Origin of the sequence: Streptomyces sp. NPDC086777, assembly GCF_040702065.1 — a bacterium.
Taxonomy (GTDB): domain Bacteria; phylum Actinomycetota; class Actinomycetes; order Streptomycetales; family Streptomycetaceae; genus Streptomyces.
Window position 1 is genome coordinate 163,383 of the sequence record NZ_JBFBJI010000020.1, and the last position, 14,431, is coordinate 177,813.

Genomic DNA, 14,431 nt, shown 5'->3' on the forward strand with positions numbered 1-14,431 from the left:
TACCGCGACAGAGCAGACTCCCGTTCGCGACCAGCCGGGCTTCGGGCGGAGCGCCTTCAGCGCGGTCTTCTGCCCTCCCCCCGGCTTGACGCTCTCCAGGTCGCCGTCCTGCCAATGCGCCAGCATGAGTCCGTCCGCCACACCACGATCGCCTCGCCTTGGTGTCCCGATGATGGTGAGTACGGGGTGCCGGTGCAAGCAGTCGTCGAGCTTTCCTCAGCCGGGACCAGCCACGCGAATTGCGGGTATTCGGCGAACCCGGTTCGCGTGCTCCAGGCCAGTGAGGTGAAGATGCCGTCGGTGTTCGTGATCCCCCGCCTTCCAGGTGACGATGCGCCGCCCGGCCCGGCCCCGCAGCTTCCGGATGGCGGCGCGCGCCCGCCTGGAACATCGACTTGGGATTGGAACGCCGCTGTTGAAGCGCCTTGAGGAGTTCTGCGCCGTCGTCGACGGTCGCCGCGCTCTGCGCTATGTGTCGGGTGGGACCGTCGCGATGTCCTGGGCCATGCCGTCGAAGTTCGTGGTACGTGCCCCGTAGGTTTCTGGTGGACGGTTCGTACGCCGAGTCGAGTGAGCTGCTCTTGAAACGCCTTGAGACCGACGGCGCTGTTCGGTCCAGGAGGGGCGGCGACGAGCGTGGTTGCGTGCGGTCAGCCGCGTCACCCGTCTCCTTCCGCCTGCTGGAGTGGGAGTGCTGTGCCCTGACGGAGGGGCGCGCGCCGCAGGGCGAGACCCGTGACCAGACCGGACACGACACCGATCCCCATGGCCGCAGCCCCTGTCCCGACGGGAAACCTCCAGTTCAGAAGGCCTGTGTCCAGGGCGATCGTGCCAGGCCCTGTCAGCGCGAGTGCCGCTCCGATGGCGGCGAGGACCAACGGGTACTCGAAGCCGCCTCTTTGCGCCCAGAGGCCGTTGGGCGCGTGGGCCAGTGCGGCGACCACCATGACGCCGATGAGCGCCGCTCCCCCCAGCGGTGTCGCAAGACCGAGCACGAGCATCAGACCGAGCAGGAGCTGCGTCCCGCCGGCGGCCGCCGCGGTGCGAACGGCACCGCGAAACCCCAGAGCGGTGAAGGCATCACCAGCTCCGGCCAGACCATCGCCGCCGAAGAGCCGGGTGAACTTCTGCAAGCCGTGACAGATGGTCAGGCCGCCCGCTGTGAGACGCAGAATGAGCAGCCCTGCGTCGACCATCGATGGATCGGTCATGGTGGTCCTCGGTCTGGGACGATCGGCGTCGCGGGAACGGAACGACGCGCGCTTCGGATGTGTTCTGTTGGGCGACCGCGGACCACGGTGAGGCCGGCCTCATTCCGAGTCGGCGGGCTGGGGCTCGAATAGGAGGAGCGGTACCAGCAGCGCAAAGGCCGTGATCGCGGAGAGGTCAGAGCGTGGCGGCCGGTCGGCTGAGGATCTGACCGAGTCCTGCGCGCAGAACGGCCTCGGGATTGGACGGAGCCGTGTGTACGCGCATGCCCACGTGTCCATCGGGTCGGACAAGCACGGCTCCTGTGGCGTCGATGCCGTAGAGCGATTCGAAGGACGTTCCTCCAGCGGTCATGGCAGGGCTGATCACAACGCAGCGGAGACCCAGTGACTCGGCGGCCCGGCTCCAGGCTTGTCCCGTTTGCCCGGCGAGTACCACGAAGTCACCGGCGGGCAGATCAAGCGTGGACTCGAACTCGCCAGTCGGGTCCTGAAGCCGCACATACGGGGCGCGAGCGCCGGGATGTCCAGTCGGGCGGTAGTCGCTGACCGTGGAGTGCTGGGGTTCGGTGCCGTCGCCCACCAGTGCCGACGAACGGTAGATGAAGCCGAACTGCTGTCCCGCGGAACGGAATTGTTCGTGCTGCGCGGGCAGCGACTCCGTGATGCGCCGACGTATCTTCTCGCCTTCGGGCAGCTCGATCGTGGTGAGCTCGGACGGCTCGGAGACCATGAAACCGGTGGCCTTCAACCGCTCGGTGTTGATCAGGCACTGCTCGATGTTGTACTCGGCCACCGGCTTGCGTTCCTGCTCGTAGGAGTCCAGCAAATCATCGCCCGCGGTGCCGCGCAGGACGCGCGCCAGTTTCCAGACCAGGTTGGCCGAGTCCTGGACTCCGCTGTTCATCCCGAACCCTCCGTGGGGCGGAAAACGATGGGCTGAGTCACCTACCAGGAAGACGCGTCCGGCGCGCCACGAGTCCGCGACCGCAGCCTCGTGCCGCCACCGCAGAATGCTGATCACGTCGACGTCCACGTCGGGGTCACCAGCGGCCTCGCGCAGACGGGCGGTACAGAACGACTCGTCGTAGGCGCTGTCCGGGAGCTGCGGGTCACGTGCGAAGTTGAAGATCCATTTGTTGTTCTTGGGGCCGCGGGCGAAAGAGCCGACGATGTCACCGTTGATGATCCACGACAGGGCGTACGGGCTGTTCTCGCCGATCTGAGTGAGCCGGCGACTGTGGAAGTAAACGCCGACGGACTCGCCGAAGACGGGACTGGTGGTCTCCATGATGCCCAGCGCATCACGTGTCCTGCTTCGCACGCCGTCAGCCGCTACCGCATAACGCGTACGAACGGTCCGCGTCCCGCTCTCGTCGGTGAGGGCCACGTCGACACCGTCCTCATCCTGGCCCAGGATCTCGGCTGTGGTGTTGAATGCATAGTGTCCGCCCGCACGAAGCAGGGCCTGGTGCAGGATCGCTTCCACTTCGTCCTGAGGCGTGAAACAGGCGGGCTCCGGACTGGCTTCGCCGGCTTCCGCCAGCGCCTCGGCGTCATCGGCGAACAAGATGTGCCCGAGATGGATTCCGCCGACGAACCGGGTGGCCCAGCGGAAGCCCTCCGCCTGGTGGGAGGGAACGGCCTCCGAGCGGACCGCGTCAATGATGTCCCACTGGCGGAACAGCTCGAGCGTGCGGGGATGAAGGCCACCCGCCTTGGGATGCCTCGAGTGGGTTGCACGCCGCTCTACACACCACGCGTCGATGCCGAGTCTGGTCAGTTGGAGCGCGGTACTCAGCCCCACCGGTCCGCCGCCGATGATCAGGACGTCAAGTTGCTTCTGGTTCACCGTGATCCTCAAGGTTGAGCCGTGCGGGCTGGTGGAGGGGGAGTGGATGTGCGACGAGGACGGGGCGACTTCCCGGACGGATGCCGGAGAAAGTCATCTTCGGAGAGCGCGCAGCAAATCACAGCCACTACGGGCTTCAGGGTGCTTCGCGCGGCAGCCCTCGATGTGTGGGACTGCTGGTGAGCGCAGGTGAAATACGCTTTGTGGATCCATGCGCAACGTCAGCTGAACGCTGAAGGGACGGTTGGGTTTCCTCATCTGGCTCAACGGTCAACCTTCCGTTGTGGCTCTGTCAACCCTCTTCGGGCTATGGATCCATTTGATGGCGACTGCGGCCGTAAGGCGCCCTTCGTGTCGGGTCAGGTGGGCGCAGTCCACCGCCTCTGGACAGGCGCAGACATGGGAGAAGGGGTATCCGTATGCGCTGGGACGCGCTCGGACACGGGCATGTCCTCGGGGTTTCCTGCTGGTCCGTCAGCGTTCACCCGTGTCCTCTCCACACGAGTCGAGGTGTCTTGCCGTCTTCTCGGAAACGAGCGGCATGGCGGGGCGGCAGGCTGGCCCGACTGAGGAGTCACCGGCACAGCCGTGGCGCGGAGTTCGCGAGGCCACTCGGTCCGGTGGCGGTCCGGCGGGGGCGCCACAACCGGCGGCGGCGAGCATCCCTGCGTTCCATGGTGTGCGGACTGATGTGCGGCTCACGACCACGGGCGTCGTCAACGTCTTCATCGTATGAGACGACAGCGGTCATGGGCTGCTCGTTTCTACGGAGTGACCGTCGTAGGCTCTCCTGAGCGGTGCCATGCCGAGTCGCCCCTTTGCCCTGGCCGGAGCAGAGGGGCGAGCGGGCGTCTCGCGGGAGGAGCGTCGGCCGTCAGTCGTTGTAGAACAGGCGCGCCGGTGTCTCCACCAGGATCTGCTGCCTGTCCGCCGCGCTCGGCGCCCAGTCGGCGAGAAGATTGAGCAGCTCACCGGTATCCCGCTGCCCGTCGATCAGGTGGGGCCAGTCCGAGCCCCAGACAAGGCGGTCGGGGCGGGCGTTGACCAGGGCACGGCCGAGGTGTTGCACGCTGGACAGTGGCTTGTCCTTGGCGATCCGGTAGGCGCCGGACAGCTTGATGTAGCAACTCCCGCCCTGCAGAACGCGCACCAGGCGGTCGAAGTCGGTCTGGGTGAGACCGTCCGACTCCTTCATATAGCCCATGTGGTCGATGACGAAGGTGTCCTGGAAGTCCTCGAAGAACGGCAGGAGATCACGTACCACTGTTCCCGGCGTGTAGAACTGCAGGTGCCACCCACGGGGCCGGGCGCGGTCGGCCATGCGGCGCACGTAGGCGATGATGTCCTCGATCGGCCAGGAGGCGCGTGCGAACAGGTCGAGCCGGATCGCACGCACTCCCAGCTCGTGAAAGGTGTCCAACTCCTTGTCGGTGGTGTCCTCTTCGATACGGACGACACCGCGGCACCGGGAGCCGACCTTCTTCAGTACGTCGACCAGGAGACGGTTGTCCGTGCCGTAGTAAGTGGGCTGGACCAGCACCATGCGTTCGATGCCCAGCCACTCGAGCACGTGCAGGTACTGCTGCAGACTGCCGTCGGGGAAGGCATACAGCGGATCTGCCACGGCATCGTATTCGGGCTCGAAGACGTGAAAGTGAGTGTCGCAGCTGTTGGCCGGCACGTCGAAACGTGGCTTGGTATTCGTCTCCGCGCTGCGCATCGGGGAGGGAACGGGCAGTGACTCAGACATGGTTCGTCCTTCGCTGAAGGTTGCAGAGGTCGGCGAGGTTCATACGGCGATGGGCGCCGCCGCACGGTCGGCCGCGAGCTTGGCGGCGGAGAAGAGCAGAGCGGTATCGGTGCCGGTGATACGCAGGGCGCACACCCCGAGCGGAAGCAGCGGGTCGAGGATGGCCCGATCGTCGATGCCCCCCAGCACCATGAGCTTGCCGTGACGGCGGCAGGCCTCGGCGAGGGCGGTCACCGCCTCCTTGACCCGCGGGTCGCTGTACTGGCCGGGGATGCCGAGCTCCGCGGTGAAGTCGTTGGCGCCGAGGGCGAGCATGTCGACACCGTCGATCGCCGCGATGGCGTCCGCGTTGGCGACTCCCGCCGGTGTCTCCAACAGGATCTGCACGATGGTCGTCTCGTCGAGGGCGGGGTTGAGGTCCTTGGCGGGAGTGGGCCGCATACCCAGCTGAGGCACCATGTTGGTCTGTGAACGCTGGCCTCGGGGTGCGAAGCGGCACGCGCGCGCCACAGTCCGGGCCTCCTCGGCGGTCTCGATCCGCGGTGCGATGACACCGTGCGCGCCACCGTCGAGAAGCCGCCCGATCATCCCGTACTCCCGCTCCGGGACCCGGACGAAGGCGGTGAGGCCCAGACTGCCGGCCGCCGCGCACAGGTTCGCCGCCACGTCGGTCGACATGGTGGAGTGCTCGAGGTCGACCATGATGCTGCGGTGCCCGGTCGAGTGCGCGATGTGGACGATGTCGGTGGTGCGGCTGCTGCGGATGGCGAGCTGGAGACTGAGCTCACCCGATCGCAGACGATCGAGGAAACCGCCGCTGTGGTCAGGCATGGGGGTGTTCCTTCCGGTGCTCAAAGGTGACAGGGCCCGTCCGGTCCGGCGGCCGAAGGCAGTGGGACGGATCGGCTCACTGCTGGGTCGCCCACTCGGGATAGGGCTCGCCGTCGAGACCCGGGACCGTGACGGCCAGGGGATTGTTGTCATGAGCGATGAGTGACTCCGCCGCGAAATCCGTCACCGCGCCCGACAGCAGTTGCCGGGGGTCCTCCATGACGAAGCGCAGGCGGGTGACGAGGGCGAACCAGTCGTCCGGACCCTTGATGCGAGGTCGTTCGGTGATGACGGCGCTGGTGGCGGAGACGTCCTGGCCGAGGAAGCTCGCCGGATCGCCGTCGCCCGGAGAGAAGGCGGGGTAGGCCTCGAACATCGCGCCGCCGAGTTCGACGGTGATCCGGATTCCGGCCCACAGCTGGCGCATCGCCGGCTCCAGCGCCTCGACCTCCGTGAGGTCGCCGTCGACGGGAGTGGCGAAAACCTTGGCGTGCGGTGCCATGTAGAGGCGGTTCAGGGGCAGCTTGTGCCGTGAGGCCGCGACGATGAGGCTGGCGACCGAGCTGGTCTGCCAGGTCACTCCCGCGGTGGGGCGTCCCTGTTGGCCCGCCACGACCACCATGGTGCGTTCCCAGTCGATGCTCTGCGCGTCGCACCAGGAGATCAGGCGGTGGGCGTTGTCCATCCCGACGAGGAAGAAGGTGGCTACCATGATGCGGTTGAACGACACGGCGAGATTCGGGCCGTCCTCCAGGTACTGCTCGCGCAGCGTGCGATGGTTCAGCCGGCTCGGGTCGGCAAGTGCGCGGGTCAGGAAGTCCTCGGTGAGTGCGCAGGCGTGGTCGACCATCGCGGCGATTGCCTCCTCACGGCCGCGGAAGGCGAGCGCGGCGATGGTGTCGCGCCACAGCCCGGGGGAGTTGGCCCTACGTGATGCGTGCAGTCGCCGGAGCAGTAGCTCGGCCGCGGGACGCCAGAGATCCTCCCGTCCGCTCTCGGAGAGTTCCACCAGCGAAGCCAGCGCGCAGCCGAGGTGGGAAACGCCGGCCAGTTCCTTGAATCCACGGGTCGCCAGCCGAAAGCCCAAGACCGTCGGGGGCTGCCCGTTCCCTGGGTAGAGAGCCATGTCCGCGTGAGTGACCAGCAGGAGCGGCTCGGACGCGTGGGTGTCGGCGGCCGAGCGTCTCAGTTGTGCCCCGATGGAATCGGGTGCGGCGGTGTAGGCCGTGAACAGATCGATCAGTTCAGGGCTTTCATGTGCAGACATCTCGGGACCTTTCCCTGCATGGCAGGCGTTACTGGGCTGCTGTGGCCGGGGGCGGCACTCAGCCCGAGAAGCGGTAGACGACGGTGTGGGTGGCGAACCTGAGGTTTGCCGCCAGGGCGTTGGTCTGCACGATGAGCGGGCCGTCCGGACTGTCCAGGACAGCCAGGTCGGTCCCCCCGCTCGTCGGGAACTCCTCCACGACCGTCAGCCGACGGTTCTCCCATCGGTAGACCTGAGACATCAGGGCGGGAACGGGATTGTCCGGCGTGCCCTGGATGAAATTGACGCGGATGACGTACAGGCGGTCGGCGGCCCGCACCACCGCGAGTTCACGTGCTCCGGTCCCGTCGAGGTCATGGTGCTGCACGAAGAATCCGGTCACGGGATCCCATCGCAGAACGCGGCTGCCGTCACCGATGCAGGCGACGACCAGATAGGTGTCACCGTCGGCGTCGAAGGTGGCAAAGGCGCGGCCTGCGCTCATCGCGAGTTCCTGGTGAGCCACGAAGCGGGTCCCGTCCCAACGGTGGAGCACACTGCTCACGGCGTGGTCGGCATGGGCGAGGAAGGCCGTGTCGCCCATGGTGAAGAAGTGCCAGTTGTACCCCCACCGCGAGTTGATCTCCTGGAAGTGCACGAACCGGGTGCCGTCCCATCGGAGGATGACGGAGGGGCGGGTGTCCTTCTCCGTGCCGGGGACGGTGACCCCCTGAGCCAGAGCGAGGAAGTGCTGTCCGTCCACGACGAAGTGCCGAAACTGTTTGGCGGCGAAGCCGTCGACGGCCTGGAAGGGAACGAACCCCGTGCCGTCCCACTCGAAGATGTGGGACGGCACAGTGAAGTCGTACGGGCGCCCGGCTCCGGTGCGGATGCTGGCCACGGCCAGGAACGACCTGTCGCCGATCGTGAAGAACTCCGCGTCCTCCCCACCCGGCGCCTTGAGAGAACCCCACGGCTCGAAGGAATCTCCGTCGCGCCGAAGAAGGAGCACCTCGGTCTCGCTGTCGCCGCCGTTCATGCGCGGCTCGGTGCCGGGAATGTCGTACGAGAGCTGGGGAATGGCCAGAAGCTCCAGCGGGCCAAGACGGAAGGGCTCGGCCGCGCGGGCCCCGGAGGTGGGGAGCAGCTGCAGTCGGGTGAGGTGACTCATGAGGAGGACTCTTTCGGTGCGGGCAGGGGCGCCGGGTCTTCGGAGGTACGGCTGTCCCGGGTGACTGCAGCCCGGGAACGCGGCGGAGCACTGTCCGTGCTCGTCCGGCGGTTGACCTCATAGGCGCGCGCGAGCTGGGAGAGATCCAGACGGCCGGCGCCGGCCCGCACGAGCTCGGTGAAGTGCCGCTGCGCGGCGGGGTACACCTGGAGCCGCAGCCCCAGGCGCGCCACCGCTTCGGTGATGCGCGCCCGGGTGACAGCAGCGCTTTGGATGGTGTCGTGAGTGACGGCACTCGTGGACGTCAGGGTCGCCGGGAGCAACTCGTCCAGAACGGTGCTGGCTGCCCTGCCCTGGATGAGAGCTCGCTTGCTCTCACGCGGAGGCAGGCGCAGTTGTGACAGCAGGGCGGACGCTTCCGCGGCTGCGACCGCGTGCACGCTGACCAACAACTCGTGCACAAGGGCGAGTTCGAGCCCGCAGCCAACGTCTCCCAGTGCCACGACGTCCCGGCAGTACGCCATCAAGATGGGGCGTATCGAGGCCGTGAGCTCCGGTGAACCTCCGGCGAAGCCGATCAACTGCCTCTTCTCTGCCCGCGAGGGTGGCGCGGAAAGAGGGACATCGATGAAGGACGCCCCTTGCTGCTGGGCATAGCGGGCACAGGTGCGGGCCAGGCCGGGGTCGAACATGCCGTGCTCCACGAAGACCTGGCCCGGACGCGCCCTGGTGAGCAGTCCCGCGGTGCCGAGATACATGCGCTGCACGCCCGCGTCGTCCAGCTGATGACCGATCACGACATCGGCCGCTGCCGCCGCCTCCGCGGCGGCAGCGGCTCCGACAGCACCGGCCTCGATGTACCCATGGACGGTCTGGCCGGTGCGCGAGTAGGCGACGACCTCGTGTCCCGCACTCAGCAGCCGCCGCACCATCGGCAGGCCGACGGTGCTCGCGGTGACGAAGGCGATGTGCTGTGCCGCGCTCATGACGCTTCGGACTCCGCGGGGGCCGCTCCGAAGAACAACTGGCCCATGTCGGGATCGGCGAGCAGGGTGTCGGCGTCGCCCGTGTGCAGGACCCGCCCACCTTCCATGACCACTGCATGGTCGGCGAGTGTCAGGCCGAAGCGCACGTTCTGCTCGACCATGAGGACGGTCACGCCCTCCTTGTTGAGGGTGGTGATCGAATCGGCCAGCTGCTTCGTCGCCTTGGGGTCCAGTCCCAAAGTCGGTTCGTCCAGCAGCACCACGCGTGGGTTGAGCATCAGGGCGCGGGCGAATTCGACGACGCGGCGCTGGCCGCCGGAGAGCGCGGCCGCCTTCTCGTTCGCGCGCTGCGCGATCAGGGGATAGACCGCGGCGATCTCCTCGTAGCGCCTGCGGTTGCGCTCGCGTTCCTTGCGCTTCACATAGGCGCCGAGCAGTACGTTCTCGCGAATGGTCAGCGCCGGGAACAGCCCGTGGTGCTGCGGGACCTCAACCAGTCCCTGGCGCAGGATCTCCGCCGGTGAGAAGTTCTGGATCTCCTCGCCGCCGAGCAGCACCTTGCCGCCCCGGGGTCGCAGCAGGCCGCTGCACGCCTTCAGAACTGTCGACTTGCCTGCCCCGTTGGGGCCGACGATGCACGTGATGGCGGACTCGGCCGCAGTGAAGTCCACTCCGCGCAGGATGTCGCCGGCGCGGCCGTATCCCGCCACCAGGTTCTCGAATGTGATCATGTGGTGACTCCAGAGGTGGCCGGGTTGGTGCCCGGGCCCGGGGCGTGGTCGCCGAGATAGGCGTCCAGGACGTCCGGGTTCCGCTCGATCTCGCCGGGCGGGCCGCTGGCGATGACACTGCCCTGGGCCAGGACGTGGATGTGGTCGCAGAGGGAGAGCACCAGGGGCATGTTGTGCTCGACGATCACCACGGTCGTACCCGCATCGTTCAACTTGCGGACGATGCCCGTGAGCCGCTCCATGAGCGTGGGGTTGATACCTGCGGCCGGTTCGTCCAGCAGCAGGATCTCCGGCTCCAGCATGAGCGCCTGGGCCAGTTCGATGAGTTTCTGCTGTCCGTAGGACAGAGACCCGGCCCGGTGCTCTGCGTAGTCGCCCATTCCAACGAAGTCGAGCCATTCGCGAGCCCGCGCGGCCTCCGTTCCGTTCATCGCCGACGTCCCGAGCCGCGGTGTGGCGAAGGAGCGGCTCGGCACCGCCAGGTTCTCCAGAGCGGTCAGGTGCGGGAAGACGCGCGTGGCTTGGAAGACGCGGGCCAGGCCGGCGTGGGCGCGCCGCCAGCGCGGAAGTCCGTCGAGACGCTCGGCACCGAGCCTGATGACGCCGCTGTCGGAGGGCAGGCTGCCGTCGAGCAGATTGAAGACGGTTGTCTTGCCCGACCCGTTGGGCCCGATCAAGCCGGTGATGGAGCCTCTTTCGACGGTGAACGAGCAGTCGTTCACGGCCTTCACACCGCCGAAGGACTTGCTGAGTCCTTCCACCGCCAGGAGCGGGCCACCCGTGGCCGCCTCGTCTCGCCGGCGGGCCATGACAGGAGCGGGAAGGCCCCCGTCCGCGACCGACAGTCGCTTCCCGGCCGTGGCCTCGGGATCGATATGGCGCAACCGCTTGAACCAGACGACGGCCTCCGCGAGGACACCCTTCGGGAAGAACAGCACGATGGCCGCCAGCAGGGTCCCGTAGATGATCAGGCGCCAGGAGCCGGCGTCGGGGCCGCTCAGGCTCTGGTTGGTGAACTGGTTCAGCGGCTCCAGCGTGAACGCGCCAAGAACAGGGCCCCACAGGGTCCCGACACCACCCAGGTGGGCTGCGAGGACGATTTGCATGGCGATGACGATGTCGAACATCGACGCCGGATCGAGGAAAGCGATGTAGTAGGCGTAGACGCCACCCGCGACACCGATCGGGAAGGCGCTCGCCGCGAAGGCGAACATCTTGTAGCGGTCGGTGCGCACGCCGACGCCGTCCGCCTTGGACTCGTCGTCCCTGATCGCGGCCAGGCCTATGCCGAGCTTGGATCGGCGGATCGCCCATGAACCCCACACCGTGATGATCAGCAGTGCGAACAGGTAGTAGTAGAACGGCCAGTTCAGGTAGTCGCGGTTCCAGGTGGGCAGCGGCAGCGCGAGCCCGTGGTTGCCGTTTGTCAAGGACGACCAGTTGGACACCACCAGGGCGGTGAGTTCCAGGAAGGCGTAGCTGATGATGACGAAGGCGATACCCCGGGTGCGCCGTCCCACCATGCCCAGGACCAGCGCCCCTGCGGCGGCGACCACCCCTCCCATCGGAGCCGCGAGCAGCGGGGAGACACCGGTGTGGATGGACAACAGCGCCGTGGTGTAGGCCCCTATCCCCAGGAAGGCACTCTGGCCGAGGGACACGTAGCCCGCGTATCCCGAGATGATGTTCCAGCCCGAGGCCATGATGGCCAGCAGGAACGCCATGATCGCCATGTTTTGCCAGTAGGCGTTGCCGTTCACCAGCGGGAATATGGCCAGCAGCAGAATGCCGCCGGCTACGGTGGCGGTTCGCAGTCGGTTGACGGTGATCATGCGCGGCTCATGTCCTCTCGGAGCCGGGCTCCCAGCAGACCCTGCGGGCGGGCGACCAGCGCCAGGATGATCGCCAGGTACGGCACGGCTGAGGCCCAGTCGGGGGAGATGTAGGTGGCGGTCAACGACTCGGCGGCGGCGATGACGAGGGCGCCGAGAACACTGCCGGCCAGGCTTCCCATACCGCCGAGCACGACGATGGCCAGCAGCAGGCCGATCCAGTGGTCGGCCGAGCTGGGCATGAACGGGTACAGCACGCTGAGGAGCGAGCCTCCCGCTCCCGCAGCGGCCACGCCGATGGCGTACGCGGCCGCCCAGGTGGTGCGGACCTCGATGCCGATGAGACGGGCGCCGTCCGAACTCGACGCCGTCGCCTGCACGGAGCGGCCCAGCCATGTGCGGCGCAGCAGCAGGTACAGCGCGCCGACTACGCCGACCGCGACAAGGCAGGCGTACACCTGTGCCTGAGGCAACTTCAGACCGAGGATGTCGAAGGAGCGGTCGGCGTAGTCAGGGGTGACGGACTTCGGCTCGTTGCCCCAGATCAGGGCGATGATGCCCTTGGTGATGAGCGTGAGCCCGAAGGTGGTCACCAGAGCCATCGAGGCATCGGTGGTCCGGGAGCGTTCGATGAAGACGTAGTAGGTCGCCCAGCCGACGACGAGCAGGCAGGGCGTGGTGATGAGTACCAGCAGCAGCGGATCCAGACCGGTCGTCTCCCACAGCGTGTAGGTCAGGTACGCGCTGAGGATGAGCATGCCGCCCTGGGCGAGGTTCACCACCCGCATGACGCCGAAGATCAGGCTCATGCCGGATGCGGCCAGGGCGTACACGCCGCCGACAAGCAGGCCGAGAAGGAGAGCCTGGAAGAACGTCGTTCCCATCACGACCACCCGGGCTTGGGGTTGATGACCGTGTCGACGGTCCTCTGGGCCTCCGGTGCGACGAACTCGAACTTCCCGTTCTGCCACTGAGCCAGCAGCATGTCGCCGTCGGGTACACCCCGCTTGTCCCATTTGAGCGGACCGACGATGGTCTGGACGGTGTTCTTGTGCAGCCAGTCGGCGAGCTTGTCCTGGTCCAGGCTGCCCACGCCCTTGACTGCGGCCTCCAGCACCTGACCGGCGGTGTACGCGTTGGCTGCGTCGTCGGTGGGCGCGGACCCGTTGGCTGCGGTGTAGGCCTTCACGAACTCCGCGTTGCCCGGGTAGTCGGCCTTGGGGCTCCAGGCTGCAGTGGTGAAGATCCCCTCGGTGTTCTTCTCGCCGATGGCCTTCGGGTAAGACTGGGTGAGGCTCGGCGAGTTGGTCTGGAACATCAGGTCCGGGCTGAAGCCCTGTTTCTGCAGCGCCTTCACGAGCCCAGCGCCGTCGGAGGAGACGGCACCGTGCACGATCAGGTCGGGCTTGGCCCGCGCGATCGAGCTTGCGATCGAGTCGAAGTTGACGGTGTCGGGGGAGTACTTCTCGCTGTAGACGGACTTCACCCCGAGCTTGGTGAGTTCCTTGCGGAAGACGTCGATCGTGACGTCTGTATTGGGGTCGTCCTGCGTCGGGTATGCGGCCGTTTTGGGCCGTTCGTCGGCCGGCAGCGACTTGATGTACTGCACGAACTGCTTGGGCAGGTCCAGTGATGTGCTGGGCTGCGCGAAGAACAGGTAGTCGTACCCGCGGGTGAAAATCTCCTCCGCTCCGCCCGAGGGCTCCACATAAAGCATCTTGTTGCGCTCGGCCACCGCCGAAGCCGGAAGATTGAGCTTGGAGGAAAAGGTGCCGAGCAGCAGGTCGGAGCGCTCTTGGCTGATGAGCCGGTTGTAGTTGGACACCACCGTGTTCTGGTCGAAGCCGTCGTCCAGGACCTTCAGTTCGACCTTGCGTCCCAGCAGGCCACCGTCGTCGTTCAGCTGGCTGAGCCACAGCTTGTAGCCGGCGTAGGCGGGCTTGGAGGCGTCGGCGACGGGTCCCGAGAGCGGCAGAGACGCGCCGATCTTGATGGCGCCGCCGCTCGAGCCGGAGCTCGTGCCGCAGGCCGTGGCGACGAGCAGTGTCGCTGCTGTGGCGGCGAGTGCGGCAGCGGTTCGGCCTGTTCCTGGCATGGTATGCACCTCGGTTGGTATTCGTCACGACGGTTCGAGCGGACAACCGTGGCCGGTCGGGGCAGTCCCTCCCCCGACCGGCCACAACAGTCATGCGCCAGAGATCTAACCGAGTGTCGAGTGAGTCTCTGGGGGCGCTGTTGGTGCTGGGCCGTTGCGCTCGGAAACCCCTCCGGAGTCTGAGCACTGACAATGTGCGGCTGCGCGTCCGGGCCGAGCAGGACGGCCAGGTCGTTGATATGCAATGTATACATTGCACTCGATGCCTGTGCAAGGGGACGAGCGGCAGTTGGTACCCGAAAGCTCTACCTGCGGGTAGCTGACGCACAGGCCACGTCGAAGTGCCGCACGGCTGCCGCTGAGCCGCCCCTGAGCGACTTGGCGCGATGTCGGCCGAGTGCGATGTCGCGCCGTCCAGGCGGCCCGGTATCAAGGGCGTTGTGTCGGCTCCGCTCGACGACGACCAGGAGACCTCGGGCGAGCACCTCGCCGATGCCAGCGGCTCCAAGCTGTTCCAGGCCGACGTCCGGGGCGGTTCTGCCAGGCGCAGCCCTCGGGGTCACGGAGCACCAGGCCGACGTCCGGCGGGTGGCCCCATCCCGGAACCGCTGTGGTACAGCGTGGTGATCAGGGCCGTCGGGACGCAGCGCAGGCCGAGACCGGCGAAAGCGGCCAAGGCTCCGTCGGGGAGGCCGTGAAGGGCCGCGGCATTGCCCGGGACGGGCCTTG

The 14,431-nt window shown here is 67.1% G+C and carries 11 protein-coding genes; all 11 read right to left on the reverse strand.

Annotated features, from left to right (window positions below):
• Positions 1 to 659: 659 nt before the first annotated feature.
• A complete protein-coding gene (locus AB0472_RS27020; protein WP_366359835.1) occupies positions 660 to 1,211 on the reverse strand; it encodes a DoxX family protein in 552 nt (183 codons plus the stop codon).
• Between the two features lie 175 nt (positions 1,212 to 1,386).
• The gene (locus tag AB0472_RS27025; protein WP_366359837.1) at positions 1,387 to 3,060 is read right to left on the reverse strand and encodes an FAD-dependent oxidoreductase; all 1,674 of its coding nucleotides are present in this window, start codon (positions 3,058 to 3,060) and stop codon (positions 1,387 to 1,389) included.
• Positions 3,061 to 3,934: 874 nt separating this feature from the next.
• Positions 3,935 to 4,810: an amidohydrolase family protein gene (locus AB0472_RS27030; RefSeq protein ID WP_366359839.1), complete on the reverse strand. Its 876-nt coding sequence runs from the start codon at positions 4,808 to 4,810 to the stop codon at positions 3,935 to 3,937.
• Between the two features lie 39 nt (positions 4,811 to 4,849).
• Positions 4,850 to 5,641, reverse strand: a complete 792-nt coding sequence (locus AB0472_RS27035; protein ID WP_366359841.1) for an aldolase/citrate lyase family protein — start codon at positions 5,639 to 5,641, stop codon at positions 4,850 to 4,852.
• 76 nt (positions 5,642 to 5,717) lie between these two features.
• Positions 5,718 to 6,908, reverse strand: a complete 1,191-nt coding sequence (locus AB0472_RS27040; protein WP_366359843.1) for a DUF5624 domain-containing protein — start codon at positions 6,906 to 6,908, stop codon at positions 5,718 to 5,720.
• Positions 6,909 to 6,966: 58 nt separating this feature from the next.
• Entirely contained in the window at positions 6,967 to 8,058 is a 1,092-nt protein-coding gene (locus AB0472_RS27045; protein WP_366359845.1) for a hypothetical protein, read from the reverse strand.
• Entirely contained in the window at positions 8,055 to 9,044 is a 990-nt protein-coding gene (locus tag AB0472_RS27050) for an NAD(P)-binding domain-containing protein (RefSeq protein ID WP_366359847.1), read from the reverse strand. The genes AB0472_RS27045 and AB0472_RS27050 overlap by 4 nt, the downstream gene beginning before the upstream one ends.
• Entirely contained in the window at positions 9,041 to 9,775 is a 735-nt protein-coding gene (locus tag AB0472_RS27055; RefSeq protein WP_366359849.1) for an ABC transporter ATP-binding protein, read from the reverse strand. Before AB0472_RS27055 ends, AB0472_RS27050 begins: the two co-directional genes overlap by 4 nt.
• Positions 9,772 to 11,607, reverse strand: coding sequence for a branched-chain amino acid ABC transporter ATP-binding protein/permease (locus AB0472_RS27060; RefSeq protein WP_366359851.1), 1,836 nt, complete (start codon positions 11,605 to 11,607; stop codon positions 9,772 to 9,774). The genes AB0472_RS27055 and AB0472_RS27060 overlap by 4 nt, the downstream gene beginning before the upstream one ends.
• Positions 11,604 to 12,491, reverse strand: a complete 888-nt coding sequence (locus AB0472_RS27065) for a branched-chain amino acid ABC transporter permease (protein WP_366359852.1) — start codon at positions 12,489 to 12,491, stop codon at positions 11,604 to 11,606. The genes AB0472_RS27060 and AB0472_RS27065 overlap by 4 nt, the downstream gene beginning before the upstream one ends.
• Entirely contained in the window at positions 12,491 to 13,702 is a 1,212-nt protein-coding gene (locus AB0472_RS27070; RefSeq protein WP_366359854.1) for an amino acid ABC transporter substrate-binding protein, read from the reverse strand. The genes AB0472_RS27065 and AB0472_RS27070 overlap by 1 nt, the downstream gene beginning before the upstream one ends.
• Positions 13,703 to 14,431: the final 729 nt, after the last annotated feature.

Bases quoted from the DNA above. Each gene is read 5' to 3' on its own strand.
- AB0472_RS27050 (WP_366359847.1), bottom strand. From the start codon at position 9,044: ATGAGCGCGGCACAGCACATCGCCTTCGTCACCGCGAGCACCGTCGGC.
- AB0472_RS27055 (WP_366359849.1), bottom strand. From the start codon at position 9,775: ATGATCACATTCGAGAACCTGGTGGCGGGATACGGCCGCGCCGGCGAC.
- AB0472_RS27060 (WP_366359851.1), bottom strand. From the start codon at position 11,607: ATGATCACCGTCAACCGACTGCGAACCGCCACCGTAGCCGGCGGCATT.
- AB0472_RS27070 (WP_366359854.1), bottom strand. From the start codon at position 13,702: ATGCCAGGAACAGGCCGAACCGCTGCCGCACTCGCCGCCACAGCAGCG.
- AB0472_RS27030 (WP_366359839.1), bottom strand. From the start codon at position 4,810: ATGTCTGAGTCACTGCCCGTTCCCTCCCCGATGCGCAGCGCGGAGACG.
- AB0472_RS27045 (WP_366359845.1), bottom strand. From the start codon at position 8,058: ATGAGTCACCTCACCCGACTGCAGCTGCTCCCCACCTCCGGGGCCCGC.
- AB0472_RS27065 (WP_366359852.1), bottom strand. From the start codon at position 12,491: ATGGGAACGACGTTCTTCCAGGCTCTCCTTCTCGGCCTGCTTGTCGGC.
- AB0472_RS27020 (WP_366359835.1), bottom strand. From the start codon at position 1,211: ATGACCGATCCATCGATGGTCGACGCAGGGCTGCTCATTCTGCGTCTC.
- AB0472_RS27040 (WP_366359843.1), bottom strand. From the start codon at position 6,908: ATGTCTGCACATGAAAGCCCTGAACTGATCGATCTGTTCACGGCCTAC.
- AB0472_RS27035 (WP_366359841.1), bottom strand. From the start codon at position 5,641: ATGCCTGACCACAGCGGCGGTTTCCTCGATCGTCTGCGATCGGGTGAG.